The organism is uncultured Intestinimonas sp. (assembly GCF_944387245.1).
Lineage (GTDB): Bacteria > Bacillota > Clostridia > Oscillospirales > Oscillospiraceae > Intestinimonas.
The window spans coordinates 1-19,136 of the sequence record NZ_CALXEE010000043.1 but is presented as its reverse complement, the minus strand read 5'-3'; the positions used below and the strand labels follow the sequence as shown (position 1 = coordinate 19,136).

The 19,136-nt window shown below is 64.5% G+C and carries 25 protein-coding genes and 1 tRNA gene; 23 read left to right on the top strand and 3 right to left on the bottom strand.

Annotation, left to right across the window (positions count from 1 at the left end):
- Position 1: 1 nt before the first annotated feature.
- Positions 2-77, bottom strand: a tRNA-Ala gene (locus Q0K15_RS07095).
- Between the two features lie 270 nt (positions 78-347).
- On the opposite strand from Q0K15_RS07095, the gene acpP reads away from it, so the two are divergent.
- From acpP to Q0K15_RS07035, 12 genes are all read left to right on the top strand, one after another.
- Positions 348-575, top strand: coding sequence for an acyl carrier protein (gene acpP / locus Q0K15_RS07090; RefSeq protein ID WP_130849165.1), 228 nt, complete (start codon positions 348-350; stop codon positions 573-575).
- Between the two features lie 3 nt (positions 576-578).
- A complete protein-coding gene (gene accB / locus Q0K15_RS07085; protein ID WP_294514483.1) occupies positions 579-1,019 on the top strand; it encodes an acetyl-CoA carboxylase biotin carboxyl carrier protein in 441 nt (146 codons plus the stop codon).
- Between the two features lie 4 nt (positions 1,020-1,023).
- A complete protein-coding gene (gene accC, locus Q0K15_RS07080; RefSeq protein WP_294514480.1) occupies positions 1,024-2,397 on the top strand; it encodes an acetyl-CoA carboxylase biotin carboxylase subunit in 1,374 nt (457 codons plus the stop codon).
- Complete coding sequence (accD, locus tag Q0K15_RS07075; RefSeq protein WP_294514476.1) at positions 2,394-3,278, top strand: acetyl-CoA carboxylase, carboxyltransferase subunit beta; 885 nt, start codon at positions 2,394-2,396, stop codon at positions 3,276-3,278. The genes accC and accD overlap by 4 nt, the downstream gene beginning before the upstream one ends.
- Positions 3,271-4,083 (top strand): acetyl-CoA carboxylase carboxyltransferase subunit alpha, encoded by an 813-nt coding sequence (locus Q0K15_RS07070; protein ID WP_294514472.1) that lies wholly within the window; start codon positions 3,271-3,273, stop codon positions 4,081-4,083. The genes accD and Q0K15_RS07070 overlap by 8 nt, the downstream gene beginning before the upstream one ends.
- The gene (locus Q0K15_RS07065; RefSeq protein WP_294514469.1) at positions 4,080-5,018 is read left to right on the top strand and encodes a beta-ketoacyl-ACP synthase III; all 939 of its coding nucleotides are present in this window, start codon (positions 4,080-4,082) and stop codon (positions 5,016-5,018) included. The genes Q0K15_RS07070 and Q0K15_RS07065 overlap by 4 nt, the downstream gene beginning before the upstream one ends.
- A gap of 52 nt (positions 5,019-5,070) precedes the next feature.
- A complete protein-coding gene (locus Q0K15_RS07060; RefSeq protein ID WP_294514466.1) occupies positions 5,071-6,006 on the top strand; it encodes a nitronate monooxygenase in 936 nt (311 codons plus the stop codon).
- Entirely contained in the window at positions 6,006-6,935 is a 930-nt protein-coding gene (fabD, locus tag Q0K15_RS07055; RefSeq protein WP_294514462.1) for an ACP S-malonyltransferase, read from the top strand. Before Q0K15_RS07060 ends, fabD begins: the two co-directional genes overlap by 1 nt.
- Positions 6,936-6,938: 3 nt before the next feature.
- A complete protein-coding gene (gene fabG / locus Q0K15_RS07050; RefSeq protein ID WP_294514459.1) occupies positions 6,939-7,682 on the top strand; it encodes a 3-oxoacyl-[acyl-carrier-protein] reductase in 744 nt (247 codons plus the stop codon).
- Between the two features lie 15 nt (positions 7,683-7,697).
- Positions 7,698-8,939 carry a beta-ketoacyl-ACP synthase II gene (gene fabF, locus Q0K15_RS07045; protein ID WP_294514456.1) on the top strand — a complete coding sequence of 414 codons (1,242 nt, stop codon included), beginning with the start codon at positions 7,698-7,700 and terminating at the stop codon, positions 8,937-8,939.
- Between the two features lie 4 nt (positions 8,940-8,943).
- Complete coding sequence (gene fabZ / locus Q0K15_RS07040) at positions 8,944-9,372, top strand: 3-hydroxyacyl-ACP dehydratase FabZ (protein WP_204738103.1); 429 nt, start codon at positions 8,944-8,946, stop codon at positions 9,370-9,372.
- Between the two features lie 100 nt (positions 9,373-9,472).
- A complete protein-coding gene (locus Q0K15_RS07035) occupies positions 9,473-9,922 on the top strand; it encodes a MarR family transcriptional regulator (RefSeq protein ID WP_130849176.1) in 450 nt (149 codons plus the stop codon).
- A 41-nt stretch (positions 9,923-9,963) separates the two neighbouring features.
- Here Q0K15_RS07035 and Q0K15_RS07030 read toward each other — a convergent pair whose 3' ends face one another.
- Complete coding sequence (locus tag Q0K15_RS07030; protein WP_294514446.1) at positions 9,964-10,131, bottom strand: hypothetical protein; 168 nt, start codon at positions 10,129-10,131, stop codon at positions 9,964-9,966.
- 205 nt (positions 10,132-10,336) lie between these two features.
- On the opposite strand from Q0K15_RS07030, the gene Q0K15_RS07025 reads away from it, so the two are divergent.
- From Q0K15_RS07025 to Q0K15_RS06980, 10 genes are read left to right on the top strand one after another with little or no spacing between them, the layout of a single operon-like run.
- A complete protein-coding gene (locus Q0K15_RS07025; protein ID WP_294514442.1) occupies positions 10,337-11,614 on the top strand; it encodes a dihydroorotase in 1,278 nt (425 codons plus the stop codon).
- Positions 11,615-11,628: 14 nt separating this feature from the next.
- Entirely contained in the window at positions 11,629-12,552 is a 924-nt protein-coding gene (pyrF, locus tag Q0K15_RS07020) for an orotidine-5'-phosphate decarboxylase (protein ID WP_294514439.1), read from the top strand.
- 4 nt (positions 12,553-12,556) lie between these two features.
- A complete protein-coding gene (locus tag Q0K15_RS07015) occupies positions 12,557-13,075 on the top strand; it encodes a PF20097 family protein (protein WP_294514434.1) in 519 nt (172 codons plus the stop codon).
- 9 nt (positions 13,076-13,084) lie between these two features.
- Positions 13,085-13,474 carry a hypothetical protein gene (locus Q0K15_RS07010; RefSeq protein ID WP_294514431.1) on the top strand — a complete coding sequence of 130 codons (390 nt, stop codon included), beginning with the start codon at positions 13,085-13,087 and terminating at the stop codon, positions 13,472-13,474.
- Positions 13,475-13,483: 9 nt separating this feature from the next.
- Entirely contained in the window at positions 13,484-13,900 is a 417-nt protein-coding gene (locus Q0K15_RS07005; RefSeq protein ID WP_294514428.1) for a hypothetical protein, read from the top strand.
- A 2-nt stretch (positions 13,901-13,902) separates the two neighbouring features.
- Complete coding sequence (locus Q0K15_RS07000) at positions 13,903-14,103, top strand: hypothetical protein (RefSeq protein WP_294514425.1); 201 nt, start codon at positions 13,903-13,905, stop codon at positions 14,101-14,103.
- A 12-nt stretch (positions 14,104-14,115) separates the two neighbouring features.
- The gene (locus Q0K15_RS06995; RefSeq protein WP_294514421.1) at positions 14,116-14,925 is read left to right on the top strand and encodes a dihydroorotate dehydrogenase electron transfer subunit; all 810 of its coding nucleotides are present in this window, start codon (positions 14,116-14,118) and stop codon (positions 14,923-14,925) included.
- Entirely contained in the window at positions 14,918-15,829 is a 912-nt protein-coding gene (locus Q0K15_RS06990) for a dihydroorotate dehydrogenase (RefSeq protein ID WP_294514418.1), read from the top strand. The genes Q0K15_RS06995 and Q0K15_RS06990 overlap by 8 nt, the downstream gene beginning before the upstream one ends.
- Positions 15,830-15,865: 36 nt before the next feature.
- Positions 15,866-17,020 (top strand): bifunctional histidine phosphatase family protein/GNAT family N-acetyltransferase, encoded by a 1,155-nt coding sequence (locus Q0K15_RS06985; protein WP_294514415.1) that lies wholly within the window; start codon positions 15,866-15,868, stop codon positions 17,018-17,020.
- 44 nt (positions 17,021-17,064) lie between these two features.
- On the top strand, positions 17,065-18,135 hold the full coding sequence (locus Q0K15_RS06980) for a DUF3829 domain-containing protein (RefSeq protein ID WP_294514412.1): 1,071 nt from the start codon (positions 17,065-17,067) through the stop codon (positions 18,133-18,135).
- Positions 18,136-18,221: 86 nt separating this feature from the next.
- Here Q0K15_RS06980 and Q0K15_RS06975 read toward each other — a convergent pair whose 3' ends face one another.
- Positions 18,222-18,485: a DUF6809 family protein gene (locus tag Q0K15_RS06975; protein ID WP_294514409.1), complete on the bottom strand. Its 264-nt coding sequence runs from the start codon at positions 18,483-18,485 to the stop codon at positions 18,222-18,224.
- Positions 18,486-18,619: 134 nt separating this feature from the next.
- On the opposite strand from Q0K15_RS06975, the gene Q0K15_RS06970 reads away from it, so the two are divergent.
- On the top strand, positions 18,620-19,105 hold the full coding sequence (locus Q0K15_RS06970) for a helix-turn-helix transcriptional regulator (RefSeq protein ID WP_365933503.1): 486 nt from the start codon (positions 18,620-18,622) through the stop codon (positions 19,103-19,105).
- Positions 19,106-19,136 lie beyond the last annotated feature (31 nt).

Genomic DNA, 19,136 nt, shown 5'->3' with positions numbered 1-19,136 from the left:
ATGGTGGAGATAAGCGGGATCGAACCGCTGACCTCTTGAATGCCATTCAAGCGCTCTCCCAGCTGAGCTATACCCCCATATGAGTTCCGCCCGGAACTGCGGCGTCCCGTACAGAACGGATGTTATTCTACCATCGAGTTTCGGGAATGTCAAGGGCTTTTTGAGATTTTTTTGGGAAAGTTGTTTTGAGGGTGAAAATTTGAATATCAAAGAAAATTGTGCAAGTTTACGATTGACATTTTCCAGGAACCTGATACAATTACGCTTAAATTATTTTAGTTAAAAAAATTTAATTAAAATAATAGAATTGAGAGCCCGCCCCCTGCGGGCGAAAGGAGAACACGACGATGTTTGAACAGGTGAGAGATGTTATTGTAGATACCCTGAGCTGCGATCTGGAGGCCGTGACCATGGACGCCCGCCTGGTTGAGGACCTGGAAGCCGACTCTCTGGACGCTGTGGAGCTGAACATGGCGCTGGAGGAGGCCCTGGGCTTTGCCATCGATGATGAGGAGCTCCAGAACATGAAGACGGTGGGCGACATCGTCCGCTATCTGGAAGCCCACCAGGAGTAAGCCATGGAGCTTTCTGACATCCTGACCCTGCTGGACCGCTTCGACGCCTCCTCTGCCGCCTCTATGAAGCTGCGGCTGGGGGATCTGCGCCTGGAGCTGAACAAGGCGGCAGTGCCCGCTGCCGTAGTCGCCGGGGTTGCCGCCGCACCTGCGGCGGTCCCCGTGCCCGCCCCCGCCGCAGAGGCGCCCGAGGCCCAGCCGGAGGACGCCACTGTGAAGGCACCCCTGGTGGGTACCTTTTATGCCGCCTCCGCCCCCGGAGAGGCCCCCTTTGTCTCTGTGGGCGACACGGTGAAGAAGGGCCAGACCCTCTGCGTGCTGGAGGCCATGAAGATGATGAGCGAGGTCCCCGCTCCCTGTAACTGCGTGATCCTGGAGATCCTGGCCAAGGACGGGGACCTGGTGGGCTTTGACGCCCCGCTCTTCCAAATCAGGGAGCTGTGAGTTTATGTTCCATCGAATCCTGATCGCCAACCGGGGCGAGATCGCCGTGCGAATCATCCGCTCCTGCCGGGAGATGGAGATCGAGACGGTGGCGGTGTACTCCACCGCCGACGCCGACGCCCTCCATGTGAAGTTGGCCACCCAGGCGGTGTGCATCGGCCCCGCCAAGGCGGGGGAGAGCTACCTCAACATGTCCGCCATCCTCACCGCCGCCCTGGAGACCGGCTGCGACGCCATCCACCCCGGCTACGGCTTCCTCTCCGAGAACGCGGAGTTCGCCGACCTGTGTCAGCAGTGCGGACTGAAGTTCATCGGCCCCTCCGGAGACGTGATCCGGAAGATGGGCAACAAATCCGCCGCCCGGGACCTGATGCGCGCAAACGGCGTGCCGGTGGTGCCCGGGTCCGACGGCCCCGTCGCCAGCGCCGAGGAGGCCCTGGAGATTGCCGGGGCTATCGGCTATCCCGTCCTCATCAAGGCCAGCGCCGGAGGCGGCGGCCGCGGCATGCGCCGGGTGGACGCCGCCGAGGACCTGCCGGCCCTCTACGCCGCCGCCCAGGCGGAGGCGGTGGCCTGCTTCGGGGACGGGGAGCTCTATATGGAGAAGCTGATCCTCAGCCCCCGCCACATCGAGTTCCAGATCCTGGCCGACAGCCAGGGCAACGTGGTCCATCTGGGGGAGCGGGACTGCTCCATCCAGCGCCGCAACCAGAAGCTCATGGAGGAGTCTCCCTCCAAGGCCCTGAGCGCCCAGCTGCGTGAGGCCATGGGCGGCGCGGCGGTGCGTGCGGCTCAGGCCGCCGGCTACCAGAGCGCCGGCACCGTGGAGTTTGTGCTGGACCACGACGGCAACTTCTACTTTATTGAAATGAATACCAGAATTCAGGTGGAGCACCCGGTCACCGAGTTCGTAACCGGGCTGGATCTCATCCGGGAGCAGATCCGCATCGCTACGGGTCTCTCCCTGTCCGTCCGGCAGGAGGATGTCCGGCAGACCGGCTGGGCCCTGGAGTGCCGCATCAACGCCGAGGACCCCAGAGGCGGGTTCCGTCCCGCCCCCGGAAAGGTGGAGTTTCTCCACCTGCCCGGCGGTCCCGGCGTCCGGGTGGATACCGCCCTCTTCAACGGCAGCGAGCTCTCCCCCTGGTACGACTCCCTGGCGGCCAAGGTGGTGGCCTACGCCCCCACCCGCCTGGAGGCCATCCGCAAGATGCGCCGGGCCCTGGAGGAGCTCATCATCGAGGGTTTCCCCACCACGGCGGACCTGTGCCACCTGATCCTGTACCAGCCCGATTTTATCAAGGGCAGATATGATACCGGCTTCCTGGAACAGCACATGGACGAGCTGCTCCAGTGGGATTGTGAGGGCAGCAAATGAGAGATTCCTTTCGGCAGCGGCGGGAGCGCATGATCCAGCTCAAGACCCGCCGCGAAGGCAAAGAGACCGACATTCCCCGCAAGCACATTGCCAAGGCAGTCTTTGGCAAGTGCCCCGACTGCGGGGCCATGGTGCCCAAGACCGAGCTGGCCCGCACCCTGTACGTATGCCCCAAGTGCGGCTACCACCACCCGGTGGGGGCCTACCTGCGGCTGAGCATGCTCCTGGACTCCAAGAGCTTCCGGGAACTGGACGAGAAGCTCACCGCCTCCAACGCCCTCAAGTTCCCCGGCTATGACGACAAGCTCCAGGCCGCCCGGAAGAACACCGGCCTCACCGAGGGCGTGGTCACCGCCCGGGGCAAGATCGACGGCCGCCTGGCCGTCTTTGCCGTGCTGGACAGCCGCTTCCTCATGGGCAGCATGGGGGCGGCGGTGGGGGAGAAGGTCACCCGGGCCGTGGAGTATGCCGACCGGGCAAACCTCCCCCTTATCATCTTCTCCGCCAGCGGCGGCGCCCGGATGCAGGAGGGTATTCTCTCCCTCATGCAGATGGCCAAGACCAGCGCCGCCCTGGAACGGTTCAGTGAGCACGGCGGCCTCTATATCTCCGTGCTCACCCACCCCACCACCGGCGGCGTCACCGCCTCCTTCGCCTCTCTGGGCGACGTGACCCTGGCCGAGCCCGGCGCCCTCATCGGTTTTGCCGGGCCCCGGGTCATTGAGCAGACCATTGGGCAGAAGCTGCCTGAGGGCTTCCAGCGCTCCGAGTACCTGGAGGAGCACGGTTTCGTAGACAAGATCGTCCCCAGAAGCCAGATGAAGGAGACCCTCTCCCTTCTGCTGAGACTCCATGAGAAACGGGGTGAGGACCATGGCTGAGATCACCGCGGCTGAGCGGGTGGCCCTGGCCCGCCACGCCGGACGGCCCGGCACGGTGGACTACATCTCCGCGCTCTTTACCGACTTTTTTGAGTTCAAGGGGGACCGGCAGTGCCGGGAGGACCCCGCTATTCTGGGCGGGGTGGCCCTCTACAAGGGCCACCCGGTCACCGTCATCGGCCACCGGAAGGGTAAGACCCTCCAGGAGAATATGGCCTGCAACTTCGGCATGCCCGGTCCCGAGGGCTACCGGAAGGCCCAGCGCCTCATGCGGCAGGCCCAGAAGTTCCGCCGGCCGGTCATCACCTTTGTGGATACCCCCGGCGCCTACCCCGGCCTGGAGGCCGAGGCCCGGGGACAGGGAGAGGCCATCGCTTCCACCCTGGCCCTCATGAGCTCCCTGGATGTGCCGGTGGTCACCATCGTCACCGGCGAGGGCGGCAGCGGTGGGGCTCTGGCCCTGGCCGTGGCCAACCGGGTGCTCATGCTGGAGAACGCCGTCTACTCCGTCCTCTCCCCGGAGGGCTTTGCCTCCATCCTGTGGAAGGACTCCAGCCGGGCCGGCGAGGCGGCCGGGATCATGAAGCTCACCGCCCGGGACCTGGTGGAGCTGGGCGTCGCCGATGAGGTCATCCCGGAGCCGCAGGGAGGGGCTCATGAGAATCCCCAGGCCGTCTTTGTGGCGGTGGACCGGGCGCTGTCTCACGCCCTGGACCGGGTGGTCCGGGAGGGGAACTTCGCCCAGCGGCGCTATGAAAAATTCCGAGGGATGGGCATGCCCCGCTCCCGGAAGGAGGGGCTATGAAGGGATTGAAGATCGTGTCCACCGGCCGGGCGCTGCCCGCCAAGGTGGTCACCAATGATGATATGAGCAAGCTGGTGGAGACCAGCGACGAGTGGATCACCACCCGTACCGGCATCCGTACCCGACACTTCTGCGAGGGCGAGACCCAGGCCGCCCTGGCCGAGCAGGCGGCCCGGAGGGCGCTGGAGCAGGGGAAGGTGGAGCCCAAGGACCTGTGCGCCTGCATCGTGGCCACCGTTACCCCCGACCACTCCGCCCCCACCAGCGCCTGCCTGTTGCAGCAGCGGCTGGGCCTACCTGAGGACATCCCCTGCTTTGATATGAACGTGGGCTGCACCGGCTTTATCTACGCCCTCCAGGTGGCACGGGGCTTCCTGCTCCAGAGCGGCCGGCCCTACGCCCTGGTCATTGGGGCAGAGTCCCTCAGCCGCATCACCGACTTTACCGACCGCGGTACCTGCGTCCTCTTCGGCGATGGCGCCGGTGCGGTGGTGGTGACGTTGGAGGAGGGTGGCATCTACGCCTGCACCCTGGGCGCACGGGGGGATGCCGAGGCCATCCTGATCGAGGGCCCCGGCCCCGAACGGCCCTACATCCACATGGACGGGCAGAAGGTGTTCCGCTTCGCCGTAGAGGCGGTGCCCCACTGCATTCACGTCCTGCTGGAGGAGACCGGCCTGAGCCTGGAGGATATCGACTGGTTCGTGCCCCACCAGGCCAACAAGCGCATCATCGACCATGTGGCGAAGAAGCTGAAGGTCCCCAACGAGAAGTTCTACCAGAACATGATGCGCTACGGCAACACCTCGGCGGCCAGCATCCCCATCGCGTTGGATGAGATGGCGGAGCAGGGACTGCTGAAAAAGGGCCAGAAGATCCTGTGCGTGGGCTTCGGCGCCGGTCTCACCTGGGGCGGCGCCCTGCTGGAATGGTAATAAGGGCAGGCCGGTACCGGCTGCCATCAAGAGAGTAAGGACGGGTAACACCATGAAATTGAACGAGATCCTGGGGACGGAGTTCCCCATCATCCAGGGCGGCATGGCCAATATCGCCACCGGTGAGTTTGCCGCCGCCGTCTCCAACGCCGGGGCCATGGGCCTCATCGGCGCGGGCGGCATGAATGCCGACACGTTTCGGGAAAACATCCGGAAGTGCCGCACCCTCACCGATAAGCCCTTTGGCGTGAACATCATGCTCATGCACCCCCAGGCCAAGGAGATGGCCCAGATCGCCGCCGAGGAGAAGGTCCCCTTCATCACCACCGGCGCCGGCAACCCGGCCTCCTTCATCCCCATGTGGAAGGAGGCGGGGGCCAAGGTCTTCCCCGTGGTCTCCGTGGTGGCCCTGGCCAAGCTGGTGGCCCGGGCGGGCGCCGACGGCGTCATCGCCGAGGGCACCGAGTCCGGCGGCCATGTGGGTGAGCTCACCACCATGGCCCTGGTCCCCCAGGTCTGCGACGCGGTGGATCTTCCCGTGGTGGCCGCCGGCGGCATCGCCGACAGCCGCCAGCTGGTGGCCGCCTTTGCCCTGGGCGCCTGCGGCGCCCAGGTGGGCACCTGCCTGCTGGTTGCCCAGGAGTGCCCCATCCACGAAAACTACAAGGAGGCCGTCCTCAAGGCCAAGGACAGCGGCACCGTGGTCACCGGCCGCATCGGCGGTACCCCTGTCCGCATCCTGAAAAACCCCATGGCCAAGGCCTACATCGCCAAGGAGAAGGAAGGGGCCGACAAGATGGAGCTGGAGCAGTTCACCCTGGGCTCCCTCCGCCGGGCCGTCTTTGAGGGCGACACCAAGAACGGCAGCCTCATGGCCGGCCAGGTGGCCGGTATGCTCCACGAGATCCGGCCCGTCCGGGCCATCCTGGAGGACCTGTGCGGCGGCTGCAAGTCCGTTCTGGACCGCCTTGAGAAGGAGGGCTTTTGATGAAGCTGGCCTTCCTCTATGCCGGTCAGGGCACCCAGCACGTGGGCATGGGCAAGGACCTCTATGAGGCCTATCCCGCCTTCCGGGCGGTGCTGGACGGCGCCAAGCTGGACTTCGACCTCAAAAAGCTGTGCTTTGAGGGCCCGGAGGAGCAGCTCAACCAGACCCAGTACACCCAGCCCTGTATGGTGGCCTTTGCCGCCGGCGTCACCGCCGTACTCTACGAGAAGGGCATTCGCCCCGCCATGACGGCCGGCCTGAGCCTGGGCGAGTACTCCGCCCTGTGCGCCGCCGGGGTGCTCACCCCTGAGCAGGCCATCGAGCTGGTGGCCTTCCGCGGCAAGGCCATGGCCGGCGCCGTCAAGGACCGGCCCAGCGCCATGGCCGCCGTCCTCATGCTGGGACGGGAGGAGCTCCAGAAGTGCTGCGACGCCGCCTCCCACCTGGGGGTGGCCGAGATCGCCAACCTCAACTGCCCCGGCCAGATCGTCATCGGCGGCGACGCCGCCGCCGTGGAAGAGGCCGGCCGTCTGGCCAAAGAGGCAGGCGCCAAGCGGGTCATGCCCCTGAAGGTGAGCGGCCCCTTCCACACCTCCCTGATGGCCCCCGCCGGCGCCGCTCTGGAGGAGCGGTTCCGCACCGTGGAGTTTGCCCCCATGCGCTGCCCCGTCCTCTTCAACTGCAAGGGCGACGTGCTGGGTGAGGGGGATACCATCCCCGGCCTGCTGGTCAAGCAGGTCCAGAGCAGCGTCCACATGGAGGACACCATCCGAAACATGGCCGCCCACGGGGTGGATACCATTCTGGAGATCGGCCCCGGCAAGGCCCTGAGCGGCTTTGTCAAGAAGACAGACAAGAGCATCACCACCTACGCCGTGGAGACGGCGGAGGACCTGGAGGCGGCGGTGGCCGCCCTGAAAGGAGCGTAAAAGATGAGCTTACAGGGTAAATGTGCCCTGGTCACCGGCGGCAGCCGGGGCATTGGCCGGGCAGTCTGCCTGGAGCTGGCCCGTCAGGGCGCCTGGGTGGCGGTGAATTACGCCGGCAACGCCGCCGCCGCCGAGGAGACGGTGCAGGCCTGCGAGGCCCTGGGTGTGGAGGCCTTCGCCATCCAGGCCGACGTGGCCGACGCCGCCGCCTGCGAGGCCATGGTGAAGGAGGTCCTGTCCCGCTTTGGCCGGCTGGACATCCTGGTCAACAACGCCGGGGTCACCCGGGACGGCCTCATGCCCATGATGAAGGAGGCTGACTGGGACGCCGTGCTGGACACCAACCTGAAGGGCGCCTTCCACTGCATGAAGGCGGTCTACCGGCCCATGATGAAGCAGAAGTATGGCCGCATCGTCAACCTCTCCAGCATCGTGGGCCTCCGGGGCAACGCCGGCCAGGCCAACTACGCCGCCAGCAAGGCGGGGCTCATCGGCCTCACCAAGTCCATGGCCAAGGAGCTGGCCGCCCGGAACGTCACCGTCAACGCGGTGGCCCCCGGCTTTATCGACACCGACATGACGGCCGCCCTGCCTGAGAAGGCCCGGGAGGCCATGCTGACCACCATCCCCATGGGGCGGCTGGGCCAGGCCGAGGATGTGGCCAAGGCTGTGGCCTTCTTCGCCGGGGACGAGTCCGCCTATGTCACGGGCCAGGTCCTGTGCGTGGACGGCGGTATGGCGGTCTAAAGGAGGAGAGCAGAGATGGAAAGAAGACGGGTAGTCATCACCGGCCTGGGGGCCGTCACCCCCGTGGGCCTTACCGCCGCTGAGAGCTGGGAGGCCGTGAAGGCTGGAACTTGCGGCATCGCCCCCATCACCCTCTATGACGCCTCCAACATGAAGGCCAAGCTGGCTGGAGAGGTCAAGGGCTTCGACCCGGCCAACTATATGGAGAAGCGGGAGGCCCGGAAGGTGGACCGCTTTGCCCAGTTTGCCATGGCAGCCGCCCAGGAGGCGGTAGAGCAGAGTGGTCTGGACTTCGCCAAGGAGGACCCCTACCGCTGCGCCATCATTATTTCCGCCGGTATCGGCGGCCTCATCACCCTTCAGAACGAGTGTGTGAAGGGGGCCCAGAAGGGGTTTGACAAGATCTCCCCCTTCTTTATCCCCATGGCCATCGCCAACATGGCCTCCGCCCATGTCGCCATCAAATATGGTCTGAAGGGCATGGCAACCTGTCCCACCACTGCCTGCGCCGGCGGCACCAACGCTGTGGGCGACGCCATGCGGCAGGTCCGGGACGGCTACGCCGACGTGGTCCTGTGCGGCGGCGCCGAGGCCGTGGTCACGGAGCTGGCCATGGGCGGCTTCACCTCTATGCACGCCCTCCACACCGGGGACGACCCCACCGCCGCCTCCATCCCCTTTGACGCCCGCCGCAGCGGCTTCGTCATGGGCGAGGGCGCCGGTGTGCTGGTGCTGGAGGAGCTGGAGCACGCCAAGGCCCGGGGCGCCAAGATCCTGGGTGAGGTAGTGGGCTACGGCGCCACCTGTGACGCTTACCACATCACTGCCCCCGCCCCTGGCGGCGCGGAGGGCGCCAAGGCCATGTCCATGGCCCTCGCAGACGCCGGGGTGGCGCCGGAGGAGGTGGGCTACATCAACGCCCACGGTACCTCCACCCCCATGAACGATGCCTGTGAGACCCAGGCCATCAAGACCGCCTTCGGCGATCACGCCTATCACCTGGCGGTGAGTTCCACCAAGTCCATGACCGGCCACATGCTGGGCGCCGCCGGCGCCGTGGAGGCCGTGTTTACCGCCCAGACCCTGATGGACGGCTTCCTGCCCGCCACCATCGGCTATCAGGAGCCCGACCCCGAGTGCGATCTGGATGTAGTGCCCAACGTGGGCCGCAATGCCGACGTCAAGTACGCCATGTCCAACTCCCTGGGCTTCGGCGGCCACAACGCCAGCATCCTGCTGAAGAAATGGGAGGGTTAAACCTGTGGAGCTGAACATCGAGCAGATCCAGGAGATCATCCCCCACCGCCCCCCCTTCCTGCTGGTGGACAAGATCGTCGACTATGTCCCCGGCGAGTGGGCCAAGGGCATCAAGGCGGTCACTGTCAACGAACCCTTCTTCGTGGGCCACTTCCCCCAGTACAAGGTAATGCCCGGCGTGCTCATCATCGAGGCTCTGGCCCAGGTGGGCGCGGTGGCCATCCTCTCCCTGCCGGAGAACAAGGGAAAGCTGGCCTTCTTCGGCGGCATCAAGAACGCCAGATTCAAAAAGCAGGTCCGCCCCGGCGACGTGCTGGAGCTCTCCTGCGAACTCATCGAGCGCCGGGGGCCAGTGGGCTTCGGCAAGGCGGTGGCCAAGGTGGACGGAAAGGTGGCCGCCCAGGGTGAGCTCACCTTCGCCGTAGGCGGCTGACCCATTGCCAAAACGGCGGATTTCAGGTGCGATGGTAGAGAAAAGGCAGGTGTAGGCAGAGACTGCGCGCGCGGACACCGTCGTTTTGGAGGGGGACAGGATGCTGGAACAGGCGTTCAACGAAGTGTATACGAAATTCAAGCTCCATTTCTACCGCTCGGTGTTCGGGCGGTTCCAGAAGCGGGAGGCCAGCCTGACCACCGTGGAGACCTTCTGCATGGAGATCATCATGGCCCTGGGCAAGCCCACCGTCAACGAGTTTTCCAGCTTTGTGGGCATCTCCGCCCCCAATGCCGCCTACAAGATCAACAATCTGATCCAGAAGGGCTATGTCCGCAAGGAGCAGTCCGAGACGGACAAGCGGGAATACCACCTGGTGGTGACCCAGAAGTATATCGACTACTACAACATCAGCTACGGCTACCTGAGCACGGTCATGGACCGGATCAAGGCCCGCTTTCCGGCGGAGGATGTGGCCAAGATCGAGGAGATGCTGGACATCATTTCCGACGAGCTCATGCCCGAGATTCCGCTGCCAAAACACACCTAAAAATGGTCCCCTCCGGCATGTGCCGGAGGGGACCATTTTTGTTACATGCCCATGCTCTGGGTCATGTTCTCAGCGGCGTCCTCCATGGCCCGCATGGCCTTTTTGGCGGTGGCCTTGAGGGTCTTTTTCTGGGGGGCCATCAGCATCCCCAGGGCCGCGCCGGCGGCCATGCCGATACCGATGTTGCGCATCATGTGCTTGCTCTCCATATTCGATTCCTCCTTCTGGACAAGGTCCGAGTTTATTGTGCCCAGGATTCACGAAAAATCCATTGCCAAACGAAGATACATCTTCTATAATTGAACCGTATCGGCGAAACGGACGGAACCGTCCCGCCGCCGGAAGAACATTCCCAGGGGAGCGGGCTGCCCGGTCCCTCTCTTGTTGTGTCCAATATGGGAAAGGAGCAATGACGTGAAGCTTCTCATCCAAAAAGGCCGCCTGGTGGACCCCGTGGGGGGGATCGGCGGCGTTATGGACATCCTCATCGAGGATGGAAAACTGGCCGTGATCGGCAGTGACCTCCGGGACCAGGACGCCCAGGTCATCGATGCCCGTGGGCTCACCGTGTGCGCTGGTCTGGTGGATATGCATGTCCACCTGCGGGAGCCGGGGTTAGAATACAAGGAGGACATCTCCACCGGCACGGCTGCCGCTGCCCGGGGGGGCATCACCTCCGTGGCCTGCATGCCCAACACCAAGCCGGCGGTGGACAGCCCCGAACAGGTCCGCTACGTCCTCCGTCGGGCTGCCGAGTCCTGCGGAGTGCGGGTGTGGCCCATCGGCGCCGTCACCGTGGGGGAGAAGGGGGAAAGCCTCACCGACGGTCAGGCCCTGAAGGAGGCGGGCGCGGTGGCCCTCTCCGACGACGGTATGCCCATCCAGAACGCCAACCTCATGCGGGACGCCCTCATCCGCGCCAAACGGCTGGGACTCACCATCCTCTCCCACTGCGAGGACGCCGATATGGTGTGCAATTACGCCGTCAACGAGGGGCGGGTCTCCCGGGCTTTGAATCTCCCGGGCCGCCCCGCCATCGCCGAGGAGCTGATGGTCATGCGGGACGCCATGCTCTCCGAGGAGACGGGGGCCGCCGTCCACATCTGCCACATCTCCACCGCCGGCAGTGTGGACATCGTCCGGCAGTTTAAAAAGAAGGGCGTCCACATCACCTGTGAGACCTGCCCCCAGTACTTCACCTTCACCGAGGATGAGGTCCTCACCCAGGGCTCCATGGCCCGGGTCAATCCTCCCCTGCGGACCAAGCAGGATGTGGAGGCCATCATCGCCGGGCTCAAGGACGGCACCATCGACGCCATCGCCACCGACCACGCCCCCCACTCCGCCCAGGAGAAGGCGAGGCCCCTGGCTGAGGCGCCCAGCGGCATGGTGGGGTTGGAGACCTCCCTGGGGGCCACCCTCACCGCCCTCTACCACACCGGGGAGATGGACCTCTCCGACATCCTGAAGAAGATGACCTTCAATCCGGCCTGTATCCTGGGCATCCCCAAGGGCCGTCTGAGCCTGGGGGGCGAGGCCGACTTCACCATCTTCGACCCCAACGAGACCTGGACGGTAGACCCGGAGCAATTTGCCTCCAAGGGGCGCAATACCCCCTTCGCTGGACGGACGCTGACGGGCAAAGTGAAATATACCATCGTAGGCGGCAAGATCGTCTACGAAGACAGATAAGGGAGGATATAAAGATGTCGTTTGACGTTTTGCAGGAGAAGATCATCGCCAAGAAGAACCCCACCGTGGCCGGTCTGGACCCCAAGCCGGAGCAGATCCCGCCTCACATCCTGAAGGCGGCCTACGCCGAGCATGGCGAGACCCTGGCCGGTGCCGCCGAGGCGGTGTGGCAGTTCAACAAGGGCCTCATTGACGCCCTCAAGGACGTGGTCCCCGCCGTGAAGCCCCAGGCGGCCTATTATGAGCGGCTGGGCTGGCAGGGCCTGGCCGTCATGGAAAAGACCATCGCCTACGCCAGGGAGCAGGGCCTCTTCGTCATTGCCGACATCAAGCGCGGCGATATCGGTTCCACCGCCCAGGCCTATGCCGACGCCTGGCTGGGCGAGACCCAGGTGGGGAGCGCCGCCCTCACCGCCTTCGGCGCCGACTGCGTCACCCTCAACGGCTACATGGGCTCCGACACCGTGGGCCCCTTCGTGGACACCTGCAAGAAGTACGATAAGTGTCTCTTCCTCCTGGCCAAGACCTCCAATCCCGGCTCCGGCGAGCTCCAGAACCTGACCGCCGGGGACAAGCTGGTCTACCAGCTCCTGGGCGACATGGCCGAGAAGCTGGGCGAGGGCACCGTGGGCAAGTATGGCTACAGCCTGGCCGGCGCCGTCACCGGCGCCACCTGGCCCGAGGAGCTCAAGGAGCTGCGGGCCCGTCTGCCCCACACCTTCTTCCTGGTCCCCGGCTACGGCGCCCAGGGCGGCACCGCCGAGGATGTGCAGTACGCCTTTGACCAGAACGGCCGCGGCGCCATCGTCAACGCGTCCCGGTCCATCATGTGCGCCTGGCAGAAGACCGGAAAGGACGGCGCCGACTTCCAGGAGGCCGCCCGTGCCGCCGCCGAGACCATGCGGGACGCCATCGGCCAGTACGTGACCATCCGGTAAGGCCATGAAGTGCCCGTTCTGCGGCGAGGACATGGTCCCCGGGGCCATGCAGACCAAGCGGGTCCGCTCCGTCGACTGGGAGTATCGGTGGCTGCCGCCGGTTGAGGAAGCGCCGGAGGCCGGCGGGCGGGAGTCCCTGCCCGAGCCGGCCCGGGTCCTCCTGGGCAAGGTGGAGCGACGCTGGAAGGTGCCTGACTGGGACGAGAAGAAGGCGGTAGAGCTGCGCCCGGCCAAGGAGGGGGAGCAGGGTCTGGAGGGGGTGCTTCTCTCCGGAAACATCTGCTACGAGGGCGCTTGGTACTGCCCCAAGTGCGAAAAGGCCCTGTGGCTCCTGGAGCGGGCGCCGGAGGGTCCGGCATGGCTGGAGCCGGAAGAAAAAGTGGAAGAGAAGGAAACACCGCCGCCGGAGCCAGCCTCTGCCCCCAGGGCGGAGCCGTCGTCCAGACGGCCTAAGCCCAGGGACGACCCCTGGGAGGAGAAGGGCTTTTTCGGCCGGCGGAAAAAGCCGGACTGGGAGAAATAGGTGAACGGTATGGGAGAAAAGAAGACCTGTCCCGCCTGCGGCGGAGCAATGGAATATGAACGGCTGGTCCGTATGGAGGGCTGGCCTGACCCCAACATCGGCCATCTGCCGGCCTTTCCCATGGAGCTCCACATCTGCCCCAAATGCGGCAGGGGAGAGCTGTATCTGCCCCAAGAGGAGCTGGAGCGGCGGGAGACAGAGCAGCGGGAGGAAGAAGAGGACCGGGCCTGGCTCCTGGATTTCCAGGAGAAGGTGAAGGCGGGAGAGATCAGCGCACAGATCTTCGTTTGTCCCACCTGCGGCAACCCGCGCCGGGACCGGAGGTGCCCCATCTGCGGCAGCGTGGTGGACCTGGAGACCATGGAGGAGACCTTGCCCGGCGATCCTGACCGAAAGTGAGGCAGCGGCATGGAAGCGGAACGAAGGACAAAAAAATGCTCCGCCTGCGGCGGAGAGACGGGCTATGTCCGGGACATGCGCTTGAAAAACGACCTGCCCTTCAGCCCTGACTTTTTCGATGCGGCGCTCTACCGCTGCCCGGCCTGTGGACACTTCGATTTCTACGAGCGGGAAGAGGAGCGACTGCACCGGGCTCAAATGGAGAAGCAGGCGGAGGAGAGCCGGAAGTTCTATGAAAAACTACCCGACTACCGCTGCCCCGCCTGTGGGCAGGTGGGGAAAAGCGAGCGGTGCGCCTACTGCGGAACGAGCTGTCTGCCTGTGAAAAGGTCTGGAGAGGCTCAAAGAGAGAAGGCCCCGGAGCCGAAGAAGAAAAAGCGCCGCTGGTTCGGCCGGGACGACGACAAGCCGGATTGGGAGGGCTGACCGTGGAAGAGCGAAAAGAGAACACCGAAAAACGCTGCCCCGCCTGCGGGGCGGTGCTGGAATACCTGAGCCCGGCCCTTTTGCCGGCCCGGCTCAACTATCTGTGCGCCCGGGCCGACCTGTACCTGTGCCCCCAGTGCGGGCGGTACGAGTTCTACCGGGACCCCCGCTGGATCGAGCGGGACAAGGAGAAAAAGAAGTAGGGAGGGTTCTGGATGCCTGTCCAGAAGATCTGTACCGTGGCGGAGGCCGTCCGCCTCAACGAATATGCCTATGCCCTCACCCTGGAGGTGGGGGAGGAGATGGCGGCCCAGACGTCCTGCGGCCAGTTTGTCCACATCAAGTGCGGCGAGGAGCGGCTGCTCCGCCGGCCCATCTCCATCTGTTCCTGGGACAAGACCACCCTGCGGGTGGTCTTTGAGGTCCGGGGAGAGGGGACCGAGTGGCTCTCCCGGCGAAAGGCCGGGGATGAGCTGGACGTGCTGGGCCCTCTGGGCCACGGCTTTGACATCTCGGCCAAGAAGATCCTGGTGGTGGGGGGCGGCATCGGCGTGCCCCCCATGCTGGGTGTGGCGCAGGCTGCCGCTGCCGCCGGGGCGGAGGTCCACGCCGCCCTGGGCTTCCGGGACCAGGGCCATAAGATGCTCACCGACGAGTTCGCCGAGTGCTGCCGCTCCATGAGCGTCATCAGCGACGACGGCACCACAGGCCGGAAGGGTTTTGTCACCGAGCTGGTGGAGGAGTTCCTCCAGAACCAGCCCTGCGCCTCGGCCGACTGCGCCGCCTGCTCCGGCAAGCCGGTGCCCCCTGTGGTGATGGCCTGCGGCCCCAAGGGGATGCTGAAGGCGGTGGCCAAAACCTGTGCCGCCCACGGCGTGGACTGCCAGGTCTCCCTGGAGGAGCGCATGGGCTGCGGCGTGGGAGCCTGCCTGGTCTGCGCCTGCGACATGGCCGACGGCCACCGGAAGCACGTCTGCAAGGACGGCCCCGTCTTCAACGCCAAGGAGGTGGACTGGAATGACTGACCTGCGGGTGAATCTGGCCGGGGTGGAGCTCAAGAACCCCATCGTGGTCCCCTCCGGCACCTTCGGCTTCGGCCGGGAGTACGGCCAGTTCTTTGACCTGAGCGAGCTGGGCGCCATCTGCGTCAAGGGGCTCACCCCCCTGCCCCGGGAGGGCAACCCCGCCCCCCGGATCGCCGAGACCCCCATGGGCATCCTCAACTCCGTGGGGCTCCAGAACCCCGGCGTGGACGCCTTCATCGCCCACGAGCTGCCCGAGCTCAAAAAGCACGACGTGAAGATCATCGCCAACATCTCCGGCAACACCCCGGAGGAGTACGGCGGCATGTGTGAAAAGCTGTCGGCGGCTGGCGTGGACATGATCGAGGTCAACATCTCCTGCCCCAACGTGAAGGCGGGGGGCCTGGCCTACGGCACCAAGCCGGAGATGGCCGCCGAGGTCACCGAGATCGCCAAGAAGAGCGCCTCCGTCCCCGTGATGGTGAAGCTCTCCCCCAACGTCACCGACATTACCGAGATCGCCAAGGCGGTGGAGGGGGCGGGGGCCGACGCCATCAGTCTCATCAATACCATCCGGGGCATGCGCATCGACGTGAACACCCGCCGCCCCATTCTGAAGATGAATACCGGCGGCCTCTCCGGCCCCGCCGTGCTGCCCGTGGCGGTGCGGATGGTGTGGGAGGTGGCCAATGCCGTCAAGGTGCCCATCCTGGGTATGGGCGGCGTGAGCAAGGGCGCCGACGCCGCCGAGCTCATGCTGGCCGGCGCCACGGCGGTGGCGGTAGGCACCGCCTCCTTTGCCGATGTCTACGCCCCCGTGCGGGTCCGGGACGAGCTTGCCGCCTACGCGGAGAAGCAGGACCTGGCCCGGATTACCGAGCTCACCGGCGCCGTCCAGCCCTGGTGAACCCCGGCAGTTTCTGAGAAAGAGAAGGAGATCCCAATGACGAAGATCTATCTGGTCCGGCACGCGGAGGCGGAGGGCAACCTCTACCGCCGTATCCACGGGCAGTATGACAGTCTCGTGACCGACAACGGCTACCGGCAGATTGCCGCTCTGGCCCACCGGTTCGAGAGCATCCATGTGGACGCGGTGTACTCCAGCGACCTCTTCCGCACCTGCACCACCGCCAAGGCCATCTATGGGCCCAAGGGCCTGAGCCTCACCACCCGGAAGAGCCTCCGGGAGGTGTCCATGGGGGTGTGGGAGGACCGGACCTGGGGCGAGGTGGCCCGCACCGACGCCCAGCAGCTCGCCTGGTTCAACGCCACCGACCGGCGCTGGAAGGTGGAGGGGGGCGAGAGCTTTGAGGAGGTGCGGGAACGGGTTTCCGGCGCCATCCGGCAGATCGCCCATAACCACCCCAATGAGACGGTGGCGGTGGTGTGCCACGGCACTGCCATCCGCAATGCTTTGGCGGTTTTCCAGGGCATGAGCATCGAGGAGTCGGCCAGCCTGCCCCACAGCGACAATACCGCCGTCTCCCTGTTGGAGTTTGACGGGGACGACGTCCGGGTGGTCTTCCACGACGACGCCAGCCACCTGCCCGAGGAGATCTCCACCTTCGCCAAGCAGCGCTGGTGGAAGCAGGATACCGGCAGCATGGCCGACGCCAACATGTGGTTCCGGCCCCTGGACATGGAGAAGGAGAGTGACTTCTACCGGCAGTGCCGGGGGGAGGCCTGGCTCAACATCCATGGCTCCTGGGACAACTACGACGGGGACGCCTTTGCCCGGGATGCTCTGGAGCAGTGGCGCTTTGACCACAATTCGGTCATCTGCGTCATGCTGGGGGACGAGGTGGCCGGTGTTCTCCAGCTGGACCTGCGCCGGGACGCCGACAAGGGGATCGGCTATATCCCCTTCGTCTACATGATGCCTGCTCTGCGCAAGCGGGGGCTGGGCGTTCAGCTCATCGGCCAGGCGGTGTCGGTCTACCGCCCCCTGGGCCGGGATTACCTGCGCCTGCGCTGCGCCCCGGACAATCTGGTGGCCCAGCGGTTTTATAAGAGGTACGGTTTCCACAAGGTATGTCAAGCCACCGGTACCCGTGTTCCCCTGGACATTATGGAGAAGTACATCGGCTACGGGGAATGAGGCGGGATACCGCGGCCCATAAAACAAAGAGAGAAGGCATTTGTATGGATCGCAATGAAAGCAGAGAAAGAAACTGGAAATTTGCCGCCAAGGGCCTGACCCTGATGACCCTGTCCGGACTTCTGCTCCTGTCCGGCTGCTCCTCGGGCGGGAAGGACCCTGAAAGCACGTCCAGCGCTGCGCCTGAGGTCACGGAGACCCAGCCTGTCTCCACTGAGACGGTGGAGCCCACCGCCCCCACGGCGGAGGACCTGGGCCTGACTCCGGAGGAGATGGACACGGTCAAGTACAACATCTATGTGGAGATGAACAACGAGATCGTCGAAGTGCTGGATAACCTTTACAGCTACTATCTGGTGGTGGAGTACGCCGACGAGTTCGCCTTTGTGCCGGATACGCCCTACGAATATAAATATGACATCAGCCCCTTTGACAGCAGCCTGGTGGACGACGCCCTGCTGGTGGCCGGGATGGAGCCTGCCTTTGAGACCCTGGATGATCTGACCGTTCAGATCGCCGAGCCCATGCGGGCCCTGATGGATACCTTTGATGACATTTACAGCTGCTACGACTTTTCGGACAACCAGTACGCCAAGGCTAAGGAGTTCCACGCGGTCATCCAGGCCAATGTGGATACCTTTGAGGGACTGGCCTACACCTACATGGACGCCGTCTCCCAGCTGGCGGTGGAGCGCACCGCGGCCGAGGAGCAGAAGATGCTGGACGAGGGCCGTACCATCATCTATAATGCCAGTCACGCCATCACCGTCACCCGGGAACTGCTGGACGAGTGCTACAAGCAGGATGTATATGATGACAACATCCAGGATCTGGACCTGACCCCCATCTACCCCCTCCAGACGGAGCTGAAGACCACGGTGGACGCCTACAATGCGGCGGTAGAGGACAAAAACCAGCTCATGGCCGAGTCCCTGAGCGGCTCCCCCATGTATAGCCTGGAGAGCCTGGTCCAGGCGGTGGACTGGATGGTCATGCAGGTGGAGAGCGGTTCCCCCATCTCCGACCCCGGCCGCGACTACCTGGGAGGCATCATCCACATCGAGGAGGTCCTCTCCGACTGCATCGACGACTACAATTACGCCTTCGCCGAGTAAGCCGGGGTTCTCACTCTGCCCGATATACCAACGGCCCTTCTTTTGTGTGGGGCGCGGCTCCCCAGACGCGCCCGTGGTGCCGCGCCTCAGCGAAAGACCTCGGCCGCCAGCTGACCGCCCAGGCGGAAGCCCTGGGCGAAGGCCGACTGCTCCAGCAGGCTCAAAAGTGCTTCGTGCTCCTTCTCCAGCTGGAGGAGGAGCCGACGCCGCTCCGGGTCCGGGTCGTCCATGAGGGCCGCCCAGGCCAGCTCGAAGCGCTCCGCCGCCGACTCATATTCCTGGTCCGGCGAGCGGGGAACCTCAAAGGGGAATAATTTCCCGGCATAGAGTTGGTCAAGGATATTGTCCATACTTATCCCTCCAGTAAATTTCCCCATTATCTAAAGTTTTACATTCAGGAACGCTTGACATTGCAGTCGAAAATAAACTTTTAAGGATATATTAACGGCTTTTTATGCGCATATTATCATGTGAATAATTGGCAATGTCAAAAGGTGATATTATGGAATTCCATATTCGGTTGAAAGAACTGCGATTAAAGGCCGGTGAAAGCCAGGGGAAAGTTGCATCCGCAGTGGGGTGTGCTGCCCGACAGTACCAACGTTTTGAAAAGGGCGAGCAGAAACCCGGTTTCGACAACCTGTGGAAGCTGGCAGATCATTTTCAGGTCAGTGTGGATTTTCTGATGGGCCGTGTGGACAGGGCGAAGCTGGTTTTGGAGGAACCTGACCAAACGCCTTCGTGTGGTCCGGATGGGCCTGCCGAGGCTCTGGAGGATCGGCTCAAGCGGCTGCGCAAGCTGGCCCGGGAGACCCAGCCGGTGTTGGCGGCGGCCATAGGCGTCTCCACAACACAGATCCTCCGCTTTGAAAAGGGCGAGCAAAAGCCCGGGTTGGACAACCTGTGGAAGCTGGCCGACCACTTCGGCGTCACCATCGACTATCTGGTGGGCCGGACCGACGAACCATAAGCAAAACGGCGGCGGCCCCCGGCCGCCGCCT

Coding starts and splice junctions, on each gene's coding strand:
- acpP (WP_130849165.1), top strand. CDS start 348: ATGTTTGAACAGGTGAGAGATGTTATTGTAGATACCCTGAGCTGCGAT.
- accB (WP_294514483.1), top strand. CDS start 579: ATGGAGCTTTCTGACATCCTGACCCTGCTGGACCGCTTCGACGCCTCC.
- accC (WP_294514480.1), top strand. CDS start 1,024: ATGTTCCATCGAATCCTGATCGCCAACCGGGGCGAGATCGCCGTGCGA.
- accD (WP_294514476.1), top strand. CDS start 2,394: ATGAGAGATTCCTTTCGGCAGCGGCGGGAGCGCATGATCCAGCTCAAG.
- Q0K15_RS07070 (WP_294514472.1), top strand. CDS start 3,271: ATGGCTGAGATCACCGCGGCTGAGCGGGTGGCCCTGGCCCGCCACGCC.
- Q0K15_RS07065 (WP_294514469.1), top strand. CDS start 4,080: ATGAAGGGATTGAAGATCGTGTCCACCGGCCGGGCGCTGCCCGCCAAG.
- Q0K15_RS07060 (WP_294514466.1), top strand. CDS start 5,071: ATGAAATTGAACGAGATCCTGGGGACGGAGTTCCCCATCATCCAGGGC.
- fabD (WP_294514462.1), top strand. CDS start 6,006: ATGAAGCTGGCCTTCCTCTATGCCGGTCAGGGCACCCAGCACGTGGGC.
- fabG (WP_294514459.1), top strand. CDS start 6,939: ATGAGCTTACAGGGTAAATGTGCCCTGGTCACCGGCGGCAGCCGGGGC.
- fabF (WP_294514456.1), top strand. CDS start 7,698: ATGGAAAGAAGACGGGTAGTCATCACCGGCCTGGGGGCCGTCACCCCC.
- Q0K15_RS07035 (WP_130849176.1), top strand. CDS start 9,473: ATGCTGGAACAGGCGTTCAACGAAGTGTATACGAAATTCAAGCTCCAT.
- Q0K15_RS07030 (WP_294514446.1), bottom strand. CDS start 10,131: ATGGAGAGCAAGCACATGATGCGCAACATCGGTATCGGCATGGCCGCC.
- pyrF (WP_294514439.1), top strand. CDS start 11,629: ATGTCGTTTGACGTTTTGCAGGAGAAGATCATCGCCAAGAAGAACCCC.
- Q0K15_RS07015 (WP_294514434.1), top strand. CDS start 12,557: ATGAAGTGCCCGTTCTGCGGCGAGGACATGGTCCCCGGGGCCATGCAG.
- Q0K15_RS07010 (WP_294514431.1), top strand. CDS start 13,085: ATGGGAGAAAAGAAGACCTGTCCCGCCTGCGGCGGAGCAATGGAATAT.
- Q0K15_RS07005 (WP_294514428.1), top strand. CDS start 13,484: ATGGAAGCGGAACGAAGGACAAAAAAATGCTCCGCCTGCGGCGGAGAG.
- Q0K15_RS06995 (WP_294514421.1), top strand. CDS start 14,116: ATGCCTGTCCAGAAGATCTGTACCGTGGCGGAGGCCGTCCGCCTCAAC.
- Q0K15_RS06990 (WP_294514418.1), top strand. CDS start 14,918: ATGACTGACCTGCGGGTGAATCTGGCCGGGGTGGAGCTCAAGAACCCC.
- Q0K15_RS06985 (WP_294514415.1), top strand. CDS start 15,866: ATGACGAAGATCTATCTGGTCCGGCACGCGGAGGCGGAGGGCAACCTC.
- Q0K15_RS06980 (WP_294514412.1), top strand. CDS start 17,065: ATGGATCGCAATGAAAGCAGAGAAAGAAACTGGAAATTTGCCGCCAAG.
- Q0K15_RS06975 (WP_294514409.1), bottom strand. CDS start 18,485: ATGGACAATATCCTTGACCAACTCTATGCCGGGAAATTATTCCCCTTT.
- Q0K15_RS06970 (WP_365933503.1), top strand. CDS start 18,620: ATGTCAAAAGGTGATATTATGGAATTCCATATTCGGTTGAAAGAACTG.